15 protein-coding genes are annotated in these 17,164 nt (G+C 64.2%); 10 read left to right on the forward strand and 5 right to left on the reverse strand.

Features of this window, described 5'->3' with window-relative positions; translation table 11 throughout:
* Nucleotides 1-66 precede the first annotated feature (66 nt).
* From FAZ11_RS16585 to FAZ11_RS16600, 4 genes are all read right to left on the reverse strand, one after another.
* Entirely contained in the window at nucleotides 67-2,469 is a 2,403-nt protein-coding gene (locus FAZ11_RS16585) for a TonB-dependent siderophore receptor (protein WP_058774100.1), read from the reverse strand.
* A gap of 465 nt (nucleotides 2,470-2,934) precedes the next feature.
* Entirely contained in the window at nucleotides 2,935-4,935 is a 2,001-nt protein-coding gene (locus FAZ11_RS16590; protein ID WP_137279351.1) for a CHASE2 domain-containing protein, read from the reverse strand.
* 10 nt (nucleotides 4,936-4,945) lie between these two features.
* Nucleotides 4,946-5,575, reverse strand: coding sequence for an OmpA family protein (locus FAZ11_RS16595; RefSeq protein WP_058774102.1), 630 nt, complete (start codon nucleotides 5,573-5,575; stop codon nucleotides 4,946-4,948).
* A complete protein-coding gene (locus tag FAZ11_RS16600) occupies nucleotides 5,572-6,015 on the reverse strand; it encodes a FecR family protein (protein WP_058767081.1) in 444 nt (147 codons plus the stop codon). Before FAZ11_RS16600 ends, FAZ11_RS16595 begins: the two co-directional genes overlap by 4 nt.
* A 271-nt stretch (nucleotides 6,016-6,286) precedes the next feature.
* Between FAZ11_RS16600 and FAZ11_RS16605 the strand changes: the two genes are divergently transcribed.
* The gene (locus tag FAZ11_RS16605; protein WP_058774103.1) at nucleotides 6,287-6,853 is read left to right on the forward strand and encodes a histidine phosphatase family protein; all 567 of its coding nucleotides are present in this window, start codon (nucleotides 6,287-6,289) and stop codon (nucleotides 6,851-6,853) included.
* Between the two features lie 44 nt (nucleotides 6,854-6,897).
* Here FAZ11_RS16605 and FAZ11_RS16610 read toward each other — a convergent pair whose 3' ends face one another.
* Nucleotides 6,898-7,707 carry an inositol monophosphatase family protein gene (locus FAZ11_RS16610; RefSeq protein WP_058782215.1) on the reverse strand — a complete coding sequence of 270 codons (810 nt, stop codon included), beginning with the start codon at nucleotides 7,705-7,707 and terminating at the stop codon, nucleotides 6,898-6,900.
* Between the two features lie 263 nt (nucleotides 7,708-7,970).
* Here FAZ11_RS16610 and FAZ11_RS16615 point away from each other — a divergent pair, with 263 nt between their 5' ends.
* The 9 genes from FAZ11_RS16615 (at nucleotide 7,971) to xylB (ending at nucleotide 17,040) form a co-directional block, all read left to right on the forward strand.
* The gene (locus FAZ11_RS16615; protein WP_058767185.1) at nucleotides 7,971-8,411 is read left to right on the forward strand and encodes a hypothetical protein; all 441 of its coding nucleotides are present in this window, start codon (nucleotides 7,971-7,973) and stop codon (nucleotides 8,409-8,411) included.
* Between the two features lie 152 nt (nucleotides 8,412-8,563).
* Nucleotides 8,564-8,809 (forward strand): hypothetical protein, encoded by a 246-nt coding sequence (locus FAZ11_RS16620; protein WP_081323370.1) that lies wholly within the window; start codon nucleotides 8,564-8,566, stop codon nucleotides 8,807-8,809.
* Nucleotides 8,810-8,952: 143 nt separating this feature from the next.
* Entirely contained in the window at nucleotides 8,953-9,270 is a 318-nt protein-coding gene (locus FAZ11_RS16625) for a YdgH/BhsA/McbA family protein (protein ID WP_058765495.1), read from the forward strand.
* Nucleotides 9,271-9,506: 236 nt separating this feature from the next.
* Nucleotides 9,507-10,778, forward strand: coding sequence for an ABC transporter substrate-binding protein (locus tag FAZ11_RS16630; protein ID WP_237141992.1), 1,272 nt, complete (start codon nucleotides 9,507-9,509; stop codon nucleotides 10,776-10,778).
* 122 nt (nucleotides 10,779-10,900) lie between these two features.
* On the forward strand, nucleotides 10,901-11,833 hold the full coding sequence (locus FAZ11_RS16635; RefSeq protein ID WP_058787747.1) for a carbohydrate ABC transporter permease: 933 nt from the start codon (nucleotides 10,901-10,903) through the stop codon (nucleotides 11,831-11,833).
* A 10-nt stretch (nucleotides 11,834-11,843) separates the two neighbouring features.
* Complete coding sequence (locus FAZ11_RS16640; protein WP_058774107.1) at nucleotides 11,844-12,677, forward strand: carbohydrate ABC transporter permease; 834 nt, start codon at nucleotides 11,844-11,846, stop codon at nucleotides 12,675-12,677.
* A 157-nt stretch (nucleotides 12,678-12,834) separates the two neighbouring features.
* Entirely contained in the window at nucleotides 12,835-13,932 is a 1,098-nt protein-coding gene (locus FAZ11_RS16645) for an ABC transporter ATP-binding protein (protein WP_058760568.1), read from the forward strand.
* 65 nt (nucleotides 13,933-13,997) lie between these two features.
* Complete coding sequence (locus tag FAZ11_RS16650; protein WP_058774108.1) at nucleotides 13,998-15,473, forward strand: mannitol dehydrogenase family protein; 1,476 nt, start codon at nucleotides 13,998-14,000, stop codon at nucleotides 15,471-15,473.
* Nucleotides 15,474-15,543: 70 nt separating this feature from the next.
* Nucleotides 15,544-17,040, forward strand: coding sequence for a xylulokinase (xylB, locus tag FAZ11_RS16655; RefSeq protein ID WP_058774109.1), 1,497 nt, complete (start codon nucleotides 15,544-15,546; stop codon nucleotides 17,038-17,040).
* The last annotated feature ends 124 nt before the right edge of the window (nucleotides 17,041-17,164 follow it).

Below are 17,164 nucleotides of genomic sequence, written 5' to 3' on the forward strand. Positions count from 1 at the left end.
AGTGGGAGTCCGCAGCTTCGCCCAGGTCCGGGGGCGCGGACAAGGGCGTAGCGAGCCGTCAGGGGATCAGAGCGTCCACTTCAGGCTGAACATGACGTTGCGGGGATCACCGTAAACGCCCTGCCCTGTGCCTTCTGGAATCCCCTGCCAGTACTTCTCGTCGAAGACGTTGTTGAAATTGACGCGACCATCCCAGTGCTCGTTGAAGCGATAGCCTGCCATCAGGCCTACCAGGGCATAGCGATTCTGCTTGGCTTCGCCGTTGCCGACCCGTTGGAAGGTTTCGCTCTGCGCCTGGACGTCCCCGCCGATTCGCCAGTTGCTCAAGGCACCGGTCAGTTGGTAGCTGGTGGCCGCCTTGAACAGGTGCTTGGGCTGATCGGGTGCGAAGCGGCGGCCTTCGTAGGTGACATCCTTGGTGTATTGGCTCACTAGCAGGGTGTAGGCAGCAGAGGCCTGCCACTGGGGCGTCAACTGACCGGAGATTTCCGCGTCGATACCGCGGCTGCGCACTTCGCCGGCCGCATCGTAGCAACTGCGCGCCGGATAGCCCGGGCAGAAGGTGGCCTGGTTGGCCGGCAGATAGGCGCGGTTCTCTTGCAGCGTATCGAATAGCGCGACGGAGGCGTTCAGGGCACCGTCGAAATAGGCGCCCTTGAGGCCGATCTCGTAGCTCTTGCCGGTCATGGGCTGCAGGACCGAACCACCCGTGTCCTGCTCGCTTTGTGGCTTGAAGATCTCGGTGTAGCTGGCGTAGACCGAATAGGTGTCGTTCAGGTCGTAAATGATGCCGGCATAGGGCGTGACTTCGCGCGTGGCCTTGTAGTCGTTGTCACTGTACAGATTGTCGAAGTCGTACCAGCTGACCCGGCCCCCGACGATGATATGCAGGGGATCCATGGGGTTGAAGCGCGCCGCGGCGTATACCGCCTCTTCGGTGGTGGTGTTCTTGCTGGCATAGGGTGACAGGCTGGCCTTGGCCGGCTTGGCGATGCTGCTGGGGCGGAAGTCGAAGATGTCGACCGGGGTGGGCGCCGAATAGCCACCGCGCTGGTAGAACTTCTCCTGGCGCCGACTGATCCCGGCCATCAACTCATGCTCCCGACCCAGCAGCTGGAAGGGGCCGTTGACCGAGGCGTCGAGGTTGAGCTGATCGGAGTCGGTGCGATAGGCGCCGGAGGCGGTACCGAGATCGCTGACGGAGGTGTAGCTGTAGTCCGGTGCCACGGACGTCAGATAGTTGGAGTAGGTATCGGAATTCGCCCACACCTGCTGCGCCGCCAGCTTGGCCTTCCAGCCATTGGCGAAGGTATGGGTGATGTCGGAGAACAGGGTGTAGGTGTCCTGATCCCAGTAGGACCAGTCGCCGCTCAGGAAGGTGGAGCGCGGCAGGTGCAGGTCTTCGCCATTGGGGCCACTGGGCAGGCTGCCCCAGTCGGAGGTCTTGTCTTCGCGCTGCTTGGAGGCACCGAGGGTCCAGGTAGTGGCATCACTCAGGTCCGCTTCGAGCACGCCGTAGAAGGTCTGGCGCTGGCGCTCGCGCACGTCCTGGAAGCTGTTGCCATCCTCGTAGGCGGCGACCGCACGGCCACGCAGGGTGCCGGCTTCGTTCAGCTTGTTGGAGGCGTCGACTTCGGTGCGGTAGCGATCCCAGCTGCCGGCGCTGGTGGTGATGCTGACCTGGGGAAAGGCCGTAGGCCGCTTGCGCACCAGGTTGAGGGTCGCGGAGGGGTCGCCGGCGCCAGTCATCAGGCCGGTGGCGCCGCGGACCACCTCGACGCGGTCGTAGAGGGCCAGATCCGCCGAGGACAGGGTGTCGAGGGTGAAGGTCCCGGCGGTGGTGGGCAGGCCGTCGTACATGATGTTGTCGATACGGAAGCCGCGCGCGAGGAACTCCTGACGGTCGCCGCCGAACTTGTTGAGCGTCACGCCAGGGGCATATCTGACCACGTCGTTGAGGTCGGTCATGCCTTGGTCTTCCATGCGCTGCCGGGTGATGACACTCACCGACTGGGGCGTCTCGCGGATCGACAGAGGCAGGCCGGTGGAGGTGCTCATCGCCCCCGTGGTGTAGGAGTGGGTGCCCTCGGTGGTCGCGCGGCCCACCAGGGAGCCGTCGTCCGCGGTGATGGTGGTGGCATCCAGCGCCACGCTGCCGGGCGCGGCCTGGGTCGCCACGGGCGCGATGGTCACGACGTTACCGCGGAACGAGGCCGCCAGGCCACTGCCCGCCAGCAGGCGTTGCAGGGCGACGTCCGGCTCCAGGCGCCCGGCCAGCGCCGGCGCGCGTTTGCCGGCCAGGGTCGCGGGATCGTAGTTCACCTCGAGACCACTGGCGCGCGCGAAGCTCTGCAAGGCATCGGCGAGCGGCTGCGCGGATTGCGCCAATGAGACAGGTGCGGCCTGGGCCAAGGCCGCCACGCTCAGGGAAACGGAAAGCGCGAGAAGGCGAAGGGAGAAGAGCTGCATGTCGTGGGTCGTCCTCTAGGAAGACGCCGACCCGTCCGTACCCTACGTAAGGACTCGCTGGAAACTTTCCAGGGACCGGCATCCGGTGCCGTCTTGCACGGCGGGACGCAGGCTATGCAACTCAACCTCAGCTGTAAATGCAAATTAGTATCATAAATAACATCATATTTACGCTTGCCGTGGACGAACCTCTCAAGGATGGGTATTTGCCAACATCGAGAGTTTTGGAAATTTTCACGGTATTTTCGATGAAAATGTTTCCGCGAGCCGAAAACGGGGGAGCACCCATGGCGTGAATGGGATTTAGCAGACCTAGGCTCAGGGCGCCAGTGAGGCTCTATGAGCAGACTATTAAGAGGAGAAGTCCTGGCAGCCAACGCCTTAACGAATGGCTGACCTGGACGGATGGGACCCCAGTCGCTAGCAGCGATCGGCTGAGCCGCACGCGCTGTCGATTGGCATCGCTCACAGCAGGCGGCGAGAACCGCCAGCGCCTTCATCGTGGAAGCGTCCGGCGATGGCCAGGATCTGCGGCTCGATGGCCAGGAAGGCATCCAAGATCAGCGGATCGAAGGTGGTCCCACGCATCTCACGCATCAGCTCCAACGAGTACTCGTGGCTGAAGGGTTCCTTGTAGCACCGCCGGCTGATCAGGGCATCGTAGATGTCGGCCACGGCCATGATACGTCCGGCCAGGGGAATGGCCGTGCCGCTCAGGCGATTCGGATAGCCGCTGCCGTCCCATTTTTCATGGTGGGTGGCGGCGATGTCGGCGGCCAGGGCGAGGAAGTTGTCCTCTTCTTCCAGATGGCTGGCGGTATTCAAGATGATCTGCCGGCCGAACTCGGCGTGGCGCTGCATGATGGCCATCTCGTCCGGCGTGAGGCGGCCGGGCTTGAGCAGGATGGCGTCGGGCACCCCAACCTTGCCGATGTCGTGCAAGGGCGCGGAGAGGAACAACAGCTGAATGTATTCCGGCGTGAGGACATCGCCTGCCTGGCCGGTTCGCTGCAGCTGTTCGGCGATGGCGCGCACGTAATGCTGGGTACGCTTGATGTGGGCCCCGGTCTCCGGATCGCGCGTTTCGGCCACCGCGGCCATGGACTCAATGGTGACCTGGCGTGACCGTTCGAGTTGTCGGCGCCAACGGCGCTCGTGCTGCCGCGCGACCAGCACGCGCGTCACTGTGGCCAGTCCCGACAACAGCAGCACCAGCAGCAGCGGCGCGGCCAAGGGTAGGAAGACACCGTGGCGGGCGAACAGCCAGGCACCGATCCCCAGGTGTGCGCTCAAGAGTGCGACCACCAGCAGGCCGAAACGCCGATGGCTACGCTGGGTGAAGAAACCCACCGACAGCAGCAGACCGCAAGCCAGACAGAGCAACAGCTGCAACGGGCCCGCGAAGGGTGGAACGCGGACTGGAGTGGCGTCGAGCAGATCCTGCGCCAGGGCCGCCTGTAGCCTGGCGCCGGAGAAGTTCTGGCCCAGTGCCGTGGCATGCCTGTCATTCAAGCCGACGGCCGAAACGCCGACGAAGACGACGCGCCCCTCGAACGACGCCTTGGGCACTTCGCCCCTGAGCACGTCCAGCGCCGACACTTGCGGATAGCGCTCGGGACCGGCGTTCAGGCGCAACAGCGCGCGGCCTTGATCATCAAGCGCCACCTGATGAGTGCTCAGGTGCAGCGTCGGCCCGAAGAAACCTGACGTCACCGTAGCACTGGTCATGTTCAACGCGCGCATGACCGCGGCCAACGCCAGGCTTGGATGGACGATGCCCTGATGCATCATCAGCAGCGGGACGCGACGCAGGACACCATCGCTGTCCGGCTGACTGTTGATGAAACCGTTGAAGCGCGTCTGGCTGGCGATCGCCGGCACGTTGTTCAACACGCCAATCGCCTTGGGTAGTTGCAAGGTATCCAGGGCACCCTCGAAGCCCACGCCGGCCCGCAGGCCGGTGGCCGGTGCCGGCTCCGCCGCCTGGCTCAGGAAGCGGGCGCCCACCGCGCCGGTCTGGCCCATCACCTGGCCGAGATAGCCATCGTTGTCCTGCAACTCCGGCGGTATCCCGGCAACGTTCAGGTCCAGACCGAAATCAGCCTTGAAGGTGTTTTGCAGCGCCCTGAGCGAGGTGCGGTCCGGCTCGCTGAAGAGGATGTCGACGGCAATCGCCGCCGGCTGGGCTTCGGCGATGCGGGAGAGCAATTCAGCGATCCGATAGCGTGGCCAGGGCCATTGTCCCAGTGCGGCGAGGCTGGCCTCGTCGATGCTGACCACCTGGACATCCTTGGCGTCCTCGGCGTCGGCGAAGACTCTACTGAGCTGATCGTAGGCGACGCGGTCGAGGTACTCCAGCGGCGCCCAGTACAGCATGGCACCCAGGCCGAAGGCCAGCGAGAGCCCGAGGCTGACCAGGAACATCCAAGGCGCGCGACGGCGCAACGCTGTGGCAATGGCGTTCATGCACCGGGCTCTAGAGGATCAGGATTTCGACACGTCGGTTACGCGGTTCGGATTTCCCAGGCCGGGATGGCACCAGCGGAACCTTGTCGCCAAAGAAATCGACATTGACGACCAGATGAGGATCGAGGCGCTGCAACAGCGCGGCGACCTTGCGCGCGCGCTGGGCCGAAAGCTCTAGGTTGTAGGCCGCAGTACCGGAAGCATCCGCGTGACCGAATACCGAGATCTCGGTCGGCAGACGCTGACGCGCCGTCTCCAGCACCTCCGGCAGCAGCGCCTTGGACTGCGGCGTGAGCTCCATGCTGTCGGAGAGGAAATTGAGTGTGAAGGTCTTGGGGGGCGAAGGCTGAGCCGCGAGGATCTGGCGATGCTGTTGGTCGAAGAGGGCCTGGCTCACCACCTGGGGTGGTGAGGGCGCCTGAGCGGGCTGGGTCACGGAGACCTCGGCATAGCCCTGGTCTACGGCCTGCCGCCCGCCAGCGCTGGCGACCGTGATGGCACCGACGTGGCCGTCTTCGTCGGGCATCAGCACCACGCTGGTTCGCGGTGAACTGGCACAGCCGCCCAACAACACGAGGGTGAACATCAGCACATTCAGCAAGGGACGAGGAGAAGAACCGGATTCGAGCATGGGTTTCATTGCGCCTGCACCAGGAAACGGGTGCCACGCACCCCGATGGTGGCGGACGGCGTTTCGATCTTCACCGACTCGGGTGAGACCTTGCCGATCTTGCCGGAGGCGTAGATGGCCGAACCCTTGTTCAGATACAGCGAGAAGCCATAGTGGCTGTTCTTGGGTTCGAACAGATAGTCACGCAATTGCGCATCGGCGCCGCTGCCCAGGGTGAGCAGGGTCCCGTCGAGAAAGACGATGGCCGCCGTGGATTCCGGCCCCGCTTGCAGGCGATCCGCTACCTGCAAGGTCATGCCGACCTTGGCGTCCAGAATGGCAGCCTGGCGCAAGATCTTGACGCTGCCCGCAACGCTCTTGATCAAGGCCACGTGGGCGTCATCGGCAAAGACCCCGGGTGCCCTGACCAGTAACCCGAACAGCAACAACACCCACAAAGCTCTTTTCATAACGTCCCGGTCCCCAGACAAAGCAGCTCCAAATGGCACTACAGACTAGCGGCAGACTCGGGAGGATCCTGGAGTGTGCCCGGTACCGCCGTTCGCCGTTAGATTCTATGGCGCCATTTTCTTGAACCAGATCACCTTTTAAAGCTAAACAAGCCCAGCGGCCCGACGAACCGAATGAATGGCACTTAGCCATCACCCCTCAAGATCGCGCCTCAGCGAGACGAACGGCAAACCTTGCGGTCTAGTGAGCATCTTTCACAGGTCGCCTTTCATGCACATCATCCTGGTCCGTCATGGCAAACCTAATCTTTCCAGCAAGGCTCAGTGCACCCCGCGGGAAATGAAGGAGTGGGTAGCCCGCTACCAGAAGGCTCCGGTACCAGGCGACCGGATTCCCGCGCAGACGCGCCGGCTCGCCCAGGAGGCTGGGGCGGTGCTGAGCAGCCCGATCAGCCGTTGTGTACGCTCGTTGGAATACCTGGTGGGCCATGCGGACAGCCCCACCGATGAGCGGTATGCAGAGGCACACCTGCCCTATCTGGAACGGGATGCGCCACGGCTACCGGTCAAGGCCTGGCGGCTGCTGTTCCGCTCGGCCTGGTTCCTGGGCTTCGCCGCCCACACCGAATCCATCGGCTCATCGTCCGTCCGCGCCAGTCAGGCGGCCGAGCAGCTCATCGAACTGGCCGAGCGTCATGGCTCGGTGCTGCTGATGGGCCATGGCATCATGAATGTGCTGATCGCCTGGCAATTGCGCAAGCGCGGCTGGCGTGGCCCGCTGCATCTACTGCTCAAGGATTACTGGCAACCCAGCATCTACCGCAAGGAGCAGCGCTGAAGCCGGTCAGCGCCTGCGCCTGGAGCTTGCCGTCCTCGCCTCGCTCAGCCGTCCAGCGAAGGGCCCACCAGCGCGGCGAGTTGGTCATAGACGCCGGGCGCCGCGACCAGCAAGGGGTTGCCATTGACCAGGCCGTCGTTGCGCAGGAAGTCGTTGTGGCGCCCGCCGACCTCCTGGATCAGCACCAATCCGGCCAGGCAATCCCAGCCGTGGATCAGGGTTTCGTAGTAGCCGATCAGGCGTCCGGCGGCGACATAGGCAGTCATCAGCGCTCCTGAGCCGTTGCGGAAGAATTGACCACCCTCGGCCAGCAGGCCGGTCACGAAGGGCAGGAAATGCTCCTTGCCTCGGCGATGGGTGGTGCCCAGGCCGGTGAGTCCATGGCGGACGTCGGTGGCCGCATGCACCCGCAGCGGCTGGTCGTTGACGAAGGCGCCGTGCCCCCGGAGACCATGAAAGAGCTCATCGTGATTCGGATCCATGATCGCGCCGAGCAAGGGCTTGCCTTGGTGCATCAGGCCGATGGAGACGCACCAGTTGTGCAGGCCGTTGAGAAAGGGTGCAGTACCGTCGATGGGATCTATGACCCATAGATAGGCAGCGGCCAGGTCGGTGGCACCGCCCTCCTCGCCCAGCAAACCATCTTCGGGGAAGCGTTCGCTCAGCCGTTGCCGGATCAGCTCTTCCAGGGTCTTGTCGGCAATACTGACCACGTCCTGCAGGTCTTCGCCCTTGTGATCCACCTGCAGCGTGCCGCGTTGGCGATAGAACTCGAGGCCAAGCTGGGCAGCTTCCCGGGCGATCTCCTGGACGGCGCGATAGCGTTCGGTGACGGCAGGGTCGATAGCGATCATGGGCGTTCCTATTGCTGAAAGGCGCCAGGGTGCCACCGCTGCGGCCGGAAAAGAATCCCCATCGATCTTGGGCCTGGACCGAGCAGGCCCCGCGCCCTGGGGCTCCCGGGTGCTGATCACCAGGTTGGTCACTCGAGTGTCATCTGGCTGTTGCAACCTATCCGCCAAGGGCAGTCGATACGGCGAAATGTTCGGGCGGGCCGCACCAAATCCGCTGGCAGCCGGTCAGAACCACTGAGCGCTCGATGTACCCGGAGGACGCCATGACCGCACAAACGTCGCTATTCCAAGGCAACAGCCAACTGCAGCAACTGCGTCGGTTGCTTCCCAGGCAACACTTCGAAGCTCTGGAGCGGCATCTCGAGCTGCTGTCGAGCGAATTTCCGCTGTTCGATCATCCGCCGCTCCTCATCGACTGTCCGGTCGCGGAGTCCCTGGATAACCTCGGCATCCGCGCCTGCCAATGGCAGGGCCGCTGCAACCTGCCCCAGCGCATGGCGCTCGGTAGTGCGCTGATGGGTGAAGGCTTCATCGCCCAGTCCAGTACGCCGGAATACACCCTCTATCTGAACGCCCGCGGTGAGAAGGTGTTACTGCGCCAGGAGCCGCTGTCCGGCCAGACGCTGCTGAGCCTGGTGTCGGATTGCCCGGCACTCTTCGACTATCTCGCCGCGCAGCAGACCACCACCGCGTCTACCTCCTGAGCCTGCGACCGGTTGGATTGGCCAGGGTGTGATGCCCTGGCACTTCCTAGCGGAACCAGCTCACAGATAAAAGCTTACAACTTCTAACATCGGAACTCTTGAACAGACCGGGTGCTACAGTCGTGGCTCGGATCTAGTGGGAGGCCCAAGGAATGGGAATTCGTCTTCTGGCCAGCGCCCTGGCAACCCTCGTCGCCTGCAATAGTCAGGCTTCCACCCTGCCGCAACTCCCTCCGCTCAAACTCGCCGATCTGACGTTACCTATCACCGCGGCCACTAACGGCATCTTGATTTCAGCAAGCAAACCTCACCGTAACGCTGATCGACAAACTGTCGGCAGCGACTATTGGGATGCCGAAAAACAGCCGCTGATACAGGCGCAGCGCTGGGTCTTCTAAAGGCGGTAGAGGTTACCGACGAATGGCCAGCCGCTCAGGCGCTTTTTCGCCGGAGCCTGGGAATGATTCAGGGTTTTGCGGGTCCGTCTGGTTCTGTACGGCAGCTCATTTGACTGTCTATTTGACGTTCCCGCGGAGCCACCATGAAACGCCTATCCTTTGCTCTCCTGCTCGTCGGCCTGTCGGGTTGCAGTTCGACACCCTCCACGCCCCCGGTCGACCCGTCGCAATTCGGTGGCCATACGCAGGAGCAGGTGAGGCAGAGTTTCGGCACGCCCCAGCACATTGCGCAGCTGGACTCCCTGGTGGTCTACGAGTACCGCAATCTGCGGGCTTCGGGCAGCCCGGTGGCGACCTATTCCTTCCTCATCGAAAACGAGCGCGTGATCGAATCCACGCCGGGCACCTTGCAGCTTTACCGCGAGGACGGCATCACCAAGGTCCGCGCGGAAAGTCTCTGAGCGTCTTGCTCGAAGTGCAAAAAAGTATTGGTTTTGGTGTCTTCGAGCATTTGTTTCCCAACCGCCAACGGGCTGTAATCCATGCATGGCTTCCGCTGCAAAGGCCGTCATGACTGGTCGCGCGGTGGGTTACAACAACAAGAAAGACGTCCGTCGCTATTGCACAGGACGCGGAGTGCACGATGAAAACAATACCAAAAGCGCCCTTGGTGTCCGCTGTCATTCTCGCTGCCGGCATGACCTCATCCCTGTCGCTGCAAGCAGCCGAAACGGTCACCATCGCCACCGTCAACAACAGCGACATGATCCGCATGCAGCGGCTGTCGAAGACCTTCGAAGAACAGCATCCCGATATCAAGCTCAACTGGGTAGTGCTCGAAGAGAACGTGCTGCGCCAGCGCCTGACCACCGACATCGCGACCCAGGGCGGCCAGTTCGACGTGCTCACCATCGGCATGTACGAGACCGGTCTCTGGGGCGCCCAGCACTGGCTGGAGCCGATGAAGGACCTGCCGGCCAATTACGATCTGGAAGACCTCTTCCCCTCGGTGCGGGAAGGCCTGTCGGTCAAGGGCACCCTCTATGCCCTGCCCTTCTATGCCGAAAGCTCCATCACCTATTACCGCAAGGATCTGTTCCAGCAGGCCGGCCTGACCATGCCCGCCCAACCGACCTGGACCCAGATCGCCGAATTCGCCGGCAAGCTCAACCAGCCGGACAAGGACCAGTACGGCCTCTGCCTGAGGGGCAAGGCCGGCTGGGGTGAGAACATGGCGCTGGTCACCACCATGGCCAACGCCTTTGGCGCGCGCTGGTTCGACGAGAAGTGGCAACCGGAATTCACCGGGCCGGAGTGGACCGCCGCCGCCAACTACTACGTCACCAACATGAAGAAGTACGGCCCGCCCGGCGCCTCCAGCAATGGCTTCAACGAGAACCTGGCGTTGTTCAACAGCGGCAAGTGCGCCATCTGGGTCGACGCCAGCGTGGCCGGCTCCTTCACCATCGACAAGAGCCAGAGCAAGGTCGCCGACAGCGTCGGCTTCGCCGCCTCGCCCCATGAGGTCACCGACAAGGGCTCCTCTTGGTTGTACGCTTGGTCGCTGGGCATTCCAGCCACCTCCAAGCACAAGGACGCGGCCAAGACCTTCGTGACCTGGGCCACCTCCAAGGACTACGCCAAGCTGGTGGCGGACAAGGACGGCATCGCCAACGTGCCGCCGGGCACCCGCAAGTCCACCTACAGCCAGGCCTACATGGACGCGGCGCCCTTCGCCAAGGTCTCCCTGGAAATGCTGCAACACGCCGACCCGGCGCATCCCTCGGCCAAGCCGGTGCCCTACGTCGGTATCCAGTACGTGACCATTCCCGAGTTCCAGGCCATCGGTACCTCGGTGGGCAAGCTGTTCGCCGCCGCCCTCACCGGGCAGATGAGCGTCGAACAGGCCCTGCAGGCGGCGCAGCAGTCCACCGCCCGGGAAATGAAGCGCGCCGGTTATCCCAAGTAGCGCTCGTTGCCGGGTGAACGCCGCGCGCGGTCACCCGGCTTAGCGGCTTTCCCCGCCCTACTCGCCCCTGGCGTCGCGAGACGCCGGGGCCCGCCTCGGCCCCTGCCTTGCGGAGCTTCGCCATGCAGACTTCCACCCTCAAGACGCCCGCCGTTGAAACCCCCGCCACGCCAGTGCGCCGTACCCGTCGCCGCGCCGGCCCGGGCTGGTTCCTGATCAGCCCTTCCGTCGCCCTGCTGCTGATCTGGATGCTGGTGCCCCTGGGCATGACCATCTGGTTCTCGCTGATCCGCTACAACCTGCTCTACCCCGGCGAGCACGCCTTCGTCGGCCTGGAGAACTTCGAGTACTTCGTCACCGATGCCGGCTTCTGGCCCGGCATGACCAATACCCTGCTGCTGGTGGGCAGCGTACTGCTGATCAGCGTGGTCTTCGGCGTGCTGATCTCGGCGCTGCTGGAGGCCAGCGAATTCTTCGGTCGCGGCATCGTGCGGGTGCTCTTGATCTCGCCGTTCTTCATCATGCCCACGGTCAGCGCCCTGATCTGGAAGAACCTGATCTTCCACCCGGTTTCCGGCATCCTCGCCGCGGTCTGGAAACTGTTCGGCGCCACCCCGGTGGACTGGCTGGCCACCCATCCGCTGCTGTCGATCATCCTGATCGTCTCCTGGCAGTGGCTGCCCTTCGCCATCCTCATCCTGATGACCGCCATGCAGTCGCTGGACCAGGAGCAAAAGGAAGCCGCCCGCCTCGATGGCGCCGGCCCCCTGGCGATCTTCTGGCACCTGACCCTGCCGCACCTGGCGCGCCCCATCGCCGTGGTGGTGATGATCGAAACCATCTTCCTGCTCTCGGTGTTCGCCGAGATCTACACCACCACCAGCGGCGGACCGGGTTTCGCCTCCACCAACCTGGCCTACCTGATCTACAACCAGGCGCTGCTGCAATTCGACGTCGGCCTGGCCTCCGCCGGCGGCCTGATCGCCGTGCTCATCGCCAACATCGCCGCCATCATCCTGGTGCGGATGCTTGGCAAGAACCTGACCCAACAGTGAGGACCCTGACATGCTGACGCTCAAGCAATCCCGGCGCCTGCAGAGCCTGCTGCTGGGCCTGCTCGCCTGGCTGGTGGCCTTGGTGCTGTTCTTCCCGATCTTCTGGATGGTGCTGACCAGCTTCAAGACCGAGATCGACGCCTTTGCCACCCCGCCGCAATTCTTCTTCATGCCCACGCTGGAGAACTACCTGACCATCCAGGCGCGCAGCGACTACTTCCACTTCGCCCTGAATTCGGTGGTGATCTCCTTCGGCGCCACCCTGCTGAGCCTGTTGCTGGCGCTGCCGGCGGCCTATTCCATGGCCTTCCACGAGACCAAGAACACCCAGCGCCTGCTGCTGTGGATGCTCTCGACCAAGATGCTGCCAGCGGTCGGGGTGCTGGTGCCCATCTACCTGCTGGCCAAGCAGTTCGAATTGCTCGACAGCCGGACCCTGCTGATCGCCGTCTACACCCTGATCAACCTGCCCATCGTGGTCTGGATGGTCTACACCTACTTCAAGGACATCCCTAAGGACATCCTCGAGGCCGCGCGCCTGGATGGCGCCACCACCTACCAGGAAATCGTCCGGGTGCTGCTGCCGATCGCCAAGGGCGGCATCGCCTCGACCATGCTGCTGTCGCTTATCCTGTGCTGGAACGAAGCCTTCTGGTCGTTGAACCTGACCTCCTCCAACGCCGCCCCGCTCACCGCCCTGATCGCCTCCTACTCCAGTCCCCAGGGCCTGTTCTGGGCCAAGCTCTCGGCCGTCTCGACGCTGGCCTGCGCGCCCATCCTGATCTTCGGCTGGATCAGCCAGAAGCAGCTGGTGCGCGGCCTGTCCTTCGGCGCCGTGAAATGAGCCGCCGCTGCGCTACTGCGCTTGCCGATCCGGCGTCGGAAGGTCGCTCGAAATGCTCATTTACCCACGTAAACTGCGCTTTCTCGCGACCTTCCTCCTTGTCTCGCCTTCGCTCGCGACGCGCAGCGACGGCTCATATAACAAGAGGATTCCCCACATGGCCAATCTGAAAATCCGCAGCCTGCGCAAAGGTTTCGACTCCATCGAGATCATCAAGGGCGTCGATCTGGATATCAACGACCGCGAATTCGTGGTCTTCGTCGGCCCCTCCGGTTGCGGCAAGTCGACCTTGCTGCGACTCATCGCCGGCCTGGAAGAGGTCACCAGCGGCACCCTGGAACTGGACGGGCGCGACATCACCGAGGTCTCGCCGGCCAAGCGCGACCTGGCCATGGTGTTCCAAACCTATGCCCTCTATCCGCACATGAGCGTGCGCAAGAATCTGTCCTTCGCCCTAGACCTGGCCAAGGTCGACAAGCAGGAGGTGGAGCGCAAGGTCAGCGATGCCGCGCGCATCCTCGAACTGACGCCGCTGCTGGAACGCAAGCCGCGCCAGCTCTCCGGTGGCCAGCGCCAGCGGGTGGCCATCGGCCGCGCCATCGTCCGTCAGCCGAAGATCTTCCTGTTCGACGAACCCCTGTCCAACCTGGACGCCGCCCTGCGCGTGCAGATGCGCCTGGAGCTGGCGCGGCTGCACCAGGAATTGCAGGCGACCATGATCTACGTGACCCACGACCAGGTGGAAGCCATGACCCTGGCCACCAAGGTGGTGGTGCTCAACGGCGGCCGCATCGAACAGGTCGGCTCGCCGCTGGAGCTCTATCACCACCCGGCCAATCTGTTCGTCGCCGGCTTCCTGGGCACGCCGAAGATGGCCTTCCTCAAGGGCAAGGTCGCCGCCACCGACGCCCAGGGCGTCGAGGTGGCGCTGGACGCCGGTCCGCGCCTGCGCCTGCCGCGCCGAGGCGATGGCCTGGCGGTCGGCAGCCCGGTGACCCTGGGTATCCGCCCGGAACACCTACGCCTGGCCGCCGACGGCCAGCTACCGGTGATCACCGACGTGGCCGAGCGCCTGGGCAGCGACACCTATTGCCACATGGTCACCGAGGCCGAGGAACCCCTGACCGTCCGGGTGCCCGGCGACTGCGCCGTGGCCTATGGCGAACGCCAGCGCCTGGCGCTGGATGTGGAGTTCTGCCACCTGTTCGACGACCAGGGCCGCGCCGTGGCACCCCTGCTGCGTCAGGCAGCCTGATCGCCCCTTTTTCCCCTGGTCATGGCCGACCGTGGCCAGGGATGCCTTCTGCCAGGATCATCCTCATGAAACTCAATCGCCAGAACCTCGACCAGCTTCCCGACTACATCGCCAAGCCCGCCTACGCCGCCTGCGAGCTACGCCAGGGCATCGTCCATATCGGCGTCGGCGGCTTCCATCGCGCGCACCAGGCCATCTACACCGAGGCCCTGCTCAACCAGGGCCGCGACCTGGACTGGAGCATCTGCGGGGTCGGCCTGCGCGCCGAAGACCGCGCCATGCGGGATGCCCTGGCCGGCCAGGACTATCTCTACACCCAGGTGGTGCTGGCCGACGAACCGGACACCGAGGTACGCGTGGTGGGCGCCATCAGCGGCATGCTGCTGGCCGAAGACGGCACCCAGGCGCTGATCGACAAGCTGGCCCATCCCGGCACCCGCATCGTCTCCCTCACGATCACCGAGGGCGGCTATTGCATGGACGACAGCACCGGCGAGTTCAACTTCAAGCTGCCGCTGATCCAGCACGACCTCCAGCATCCCGGCGATCCGCGCAGTGTCTTCGGCTTCCTGCTGGCGGCATTGGCCAAGCGCCGCGCCGAGGGCACCGGGCCCTTCACCGTGATGTCCTGCGACAACCTACCCCACAACGGCCAGGTCACCCGCAAGGCCCTGCTGGCCTATGCCGCCCTGGTGGATGAAGAACTGCACGGCTGGATCGCCGAGCACGTCAGCTTCCCCAACGCCATGGTCGACCGCATCACCCCCATGACCAGTGCGGCCCACCGCGAGGCGCTGCTGGCGGAACACGGCATCGAGGATGCCTGGCCGGTGGTCTGCGAACCCTTCCTGCAATGGGTGCTGGAAGACAAGTTCGTCGCCGGCCGCCCGGCCTGGCAGGACGTCGGCGTGCAATTCACCGACGACGTCACCCCCTACGAGGAGATGAAGATCAAGCTGCTCAACGGCAGCCACCTGGCCCTCACCTACCTGGGCTTCCTCAAGGGCTATAGATTCGTCCACGAGACCATGGCCGACCCGCTGTTCGTGCGCTACATCCGCACCTACATGGACGAAGACGTCACCCCGCAACTGGCGCCTGTGCCTGGTATCGACCTCACCGACTACAAGGACACCCTGATCGAGCGCTTCTCCAACCGCGCCATCGCCGACCAGTTGGAGCGGGTCTGCTCCGACGGTTCCTCCAAGTTTCCCAAGTTCACCGTGCCGACCATTAATCGGCTGATCGAGGACGGCAAGGACCTGGATCGCGCCGCCCTGGTGGTGGCCGCCTGGGCGGTCTATCTGCGTGGCGTGGACGAGACCGGGGCGACCTATCGCATCCCCGATCCGCGCGCCAACTACTGCGAGGAACTGGTGCAGGATCAGAAGAACCTCACCGAGCGCCTGCTGGGTGCCGAAGAAATCTTCGGCAAGCACATCCCGAAATCCGCCGCCTTCGTTGCCGCCTTCGAAAGACAGCTGTACAACTTGCGTACCCATGGGGTCAGCGCCACCTTGCAGACCCTGCTAGGCGACTAGGCTGCGGCTGAAAACGGCCTGCAGCAGCAATTTTTCCGCCAAGCCCAACAACAATAAGGAGCGGCCAGGCATGAAGTTTCTCGGGATAGATTGCGGTACCCAGGGCACCAAGGCGGTGGTTCTGGATATCGAGCGGGGCGTGGTGCTGGGTGAAGGCAGTGCGCCTCATCCCTTGACCGAAGGCGCCAACGGCCGCCGCGAGCAGAATCCGGCGGACTGGATCAGGGCGCTGGTAGCGGCCACCCGTACCGCGCTGGGCCAGGCCGGTAGCGATGGGCAGGACATCCTCGGCATCGGCGTGTCCGGCCAACAGCACGGCCTGGTACTGCTCGACGACAGCGGCAAGGTGCTGCGCCCGGCCAAGCTCTGGTGCGATACCGAATCCACCCCGGAAAATCAGCGCCTGCTGGACTACCTCGGCGGCGCCGAGGGCTCCCTCGAGCGCCTCGGCCTGGCCATCGCCCCTGGCTACACCGTCTCCAAGCTGCTCTGGACCAAGGAGCAGCACCCGGAGGTATTCGCCCAGATCGCCCAGGTACTGCTGCCCCACGATTACCTCAATTTCTGGTTGACCGGACGGGCCGTGGCCGAATACGGCGATGCTTCGGGTACCGGCTATTTCAACGTCCGTACGCGTCAGTACGACCTGGAGCTGCTGCGCCATATCGATCCCAGCGGTCGTCTGGAGCGCGCCTTGCCGGAGTTGATCGAGGCCGACCAGCCCGTCGGTCGGCTGCGTCCGGAGGTCGCCAGCCAGTTGGGCATCAATCCCCAGGCACTGGTCTCCAGCGGCGGCGGCGACAACATGATGGGCGCCCTGGGCACCGGCAACAGCCGTGCCGGCCAGATCACCCTGAGCCTGGGGACCTCGGGCACCCTGTACGGCTACTCCGACGAGCCCCGTATCAGCGCGCATCCGGCGGTGGCGGGCTTCTGCTCGTCCAATGGCGGTTGGCTGCCGCTGATCTGCACCATGAACCTGACCAACGCCAGCGGCCAGATCCGCGAACTGCTCGGCCTGGATCTCACCGAATTCACCCGCCTGGTGGCGGAGTCGCCCATTGGCGCCGAGGGCGTGCTGATGCTGCCCTTCCTCAATGGCGAGCGGGTCCCGGCGCTGCCGACCGCCACCGCCAGTCTGCATGGCCTCACCGCCACCAACCTGACCCGCGCCAACCTCTGCCGGGCCGTGGTGGAAGGGGTCAGCTTCGCCCTGAGATACGGCTTCGACCTGCTGCGTGACCTGGGCATGCCCGGTGACACCCTGAGACTCATCGGCGGCGGTGCCAAGAGTCCGGTGTGGCGCCAGCTGATCGCCGACCTGATGAACACCCCGGTGGTCTGTCCGGTCCACGGCGAAGCCGCGGCCCTGGGTGGCGCTCTGCAGGCGGCCTGGTGTTGGAGTCGCGAACAAGGCCGCCCGGAGTCACTGGACAGCCTCACCGAGCGCTGCGTCCACCTGGACCCGGCCAGCCGCGCCGAGCCGGATCCCACCCGGGTCGCCGAATACGAGGCGGCTTATCAGCGCTATCGGCAGGTACTGCGCGACAGTTATGGCGTGGCCTAGCCCAAGGCCAGGCACAGTGGCGTAGGGCGGACAACGGCGCCAGCCTTGTCCGCGATGACTGCTGAGCCCGGTGGAAAAGGCTAGGCCGTTTTCCACCCTACCGCGCTCACACCTCCCTGATGGG

Origin of the sequence: Pseudomonas rhizoryzae, assembly GCF_005250615.1 — a bacterium.
Lineage (GTDB): Bacteria > Pseudomonadota > Gammaproteobacteria > Pseudomonadales > Pseudomonadaceae > Chryseomonas > Chryseomonas rhizoryzae.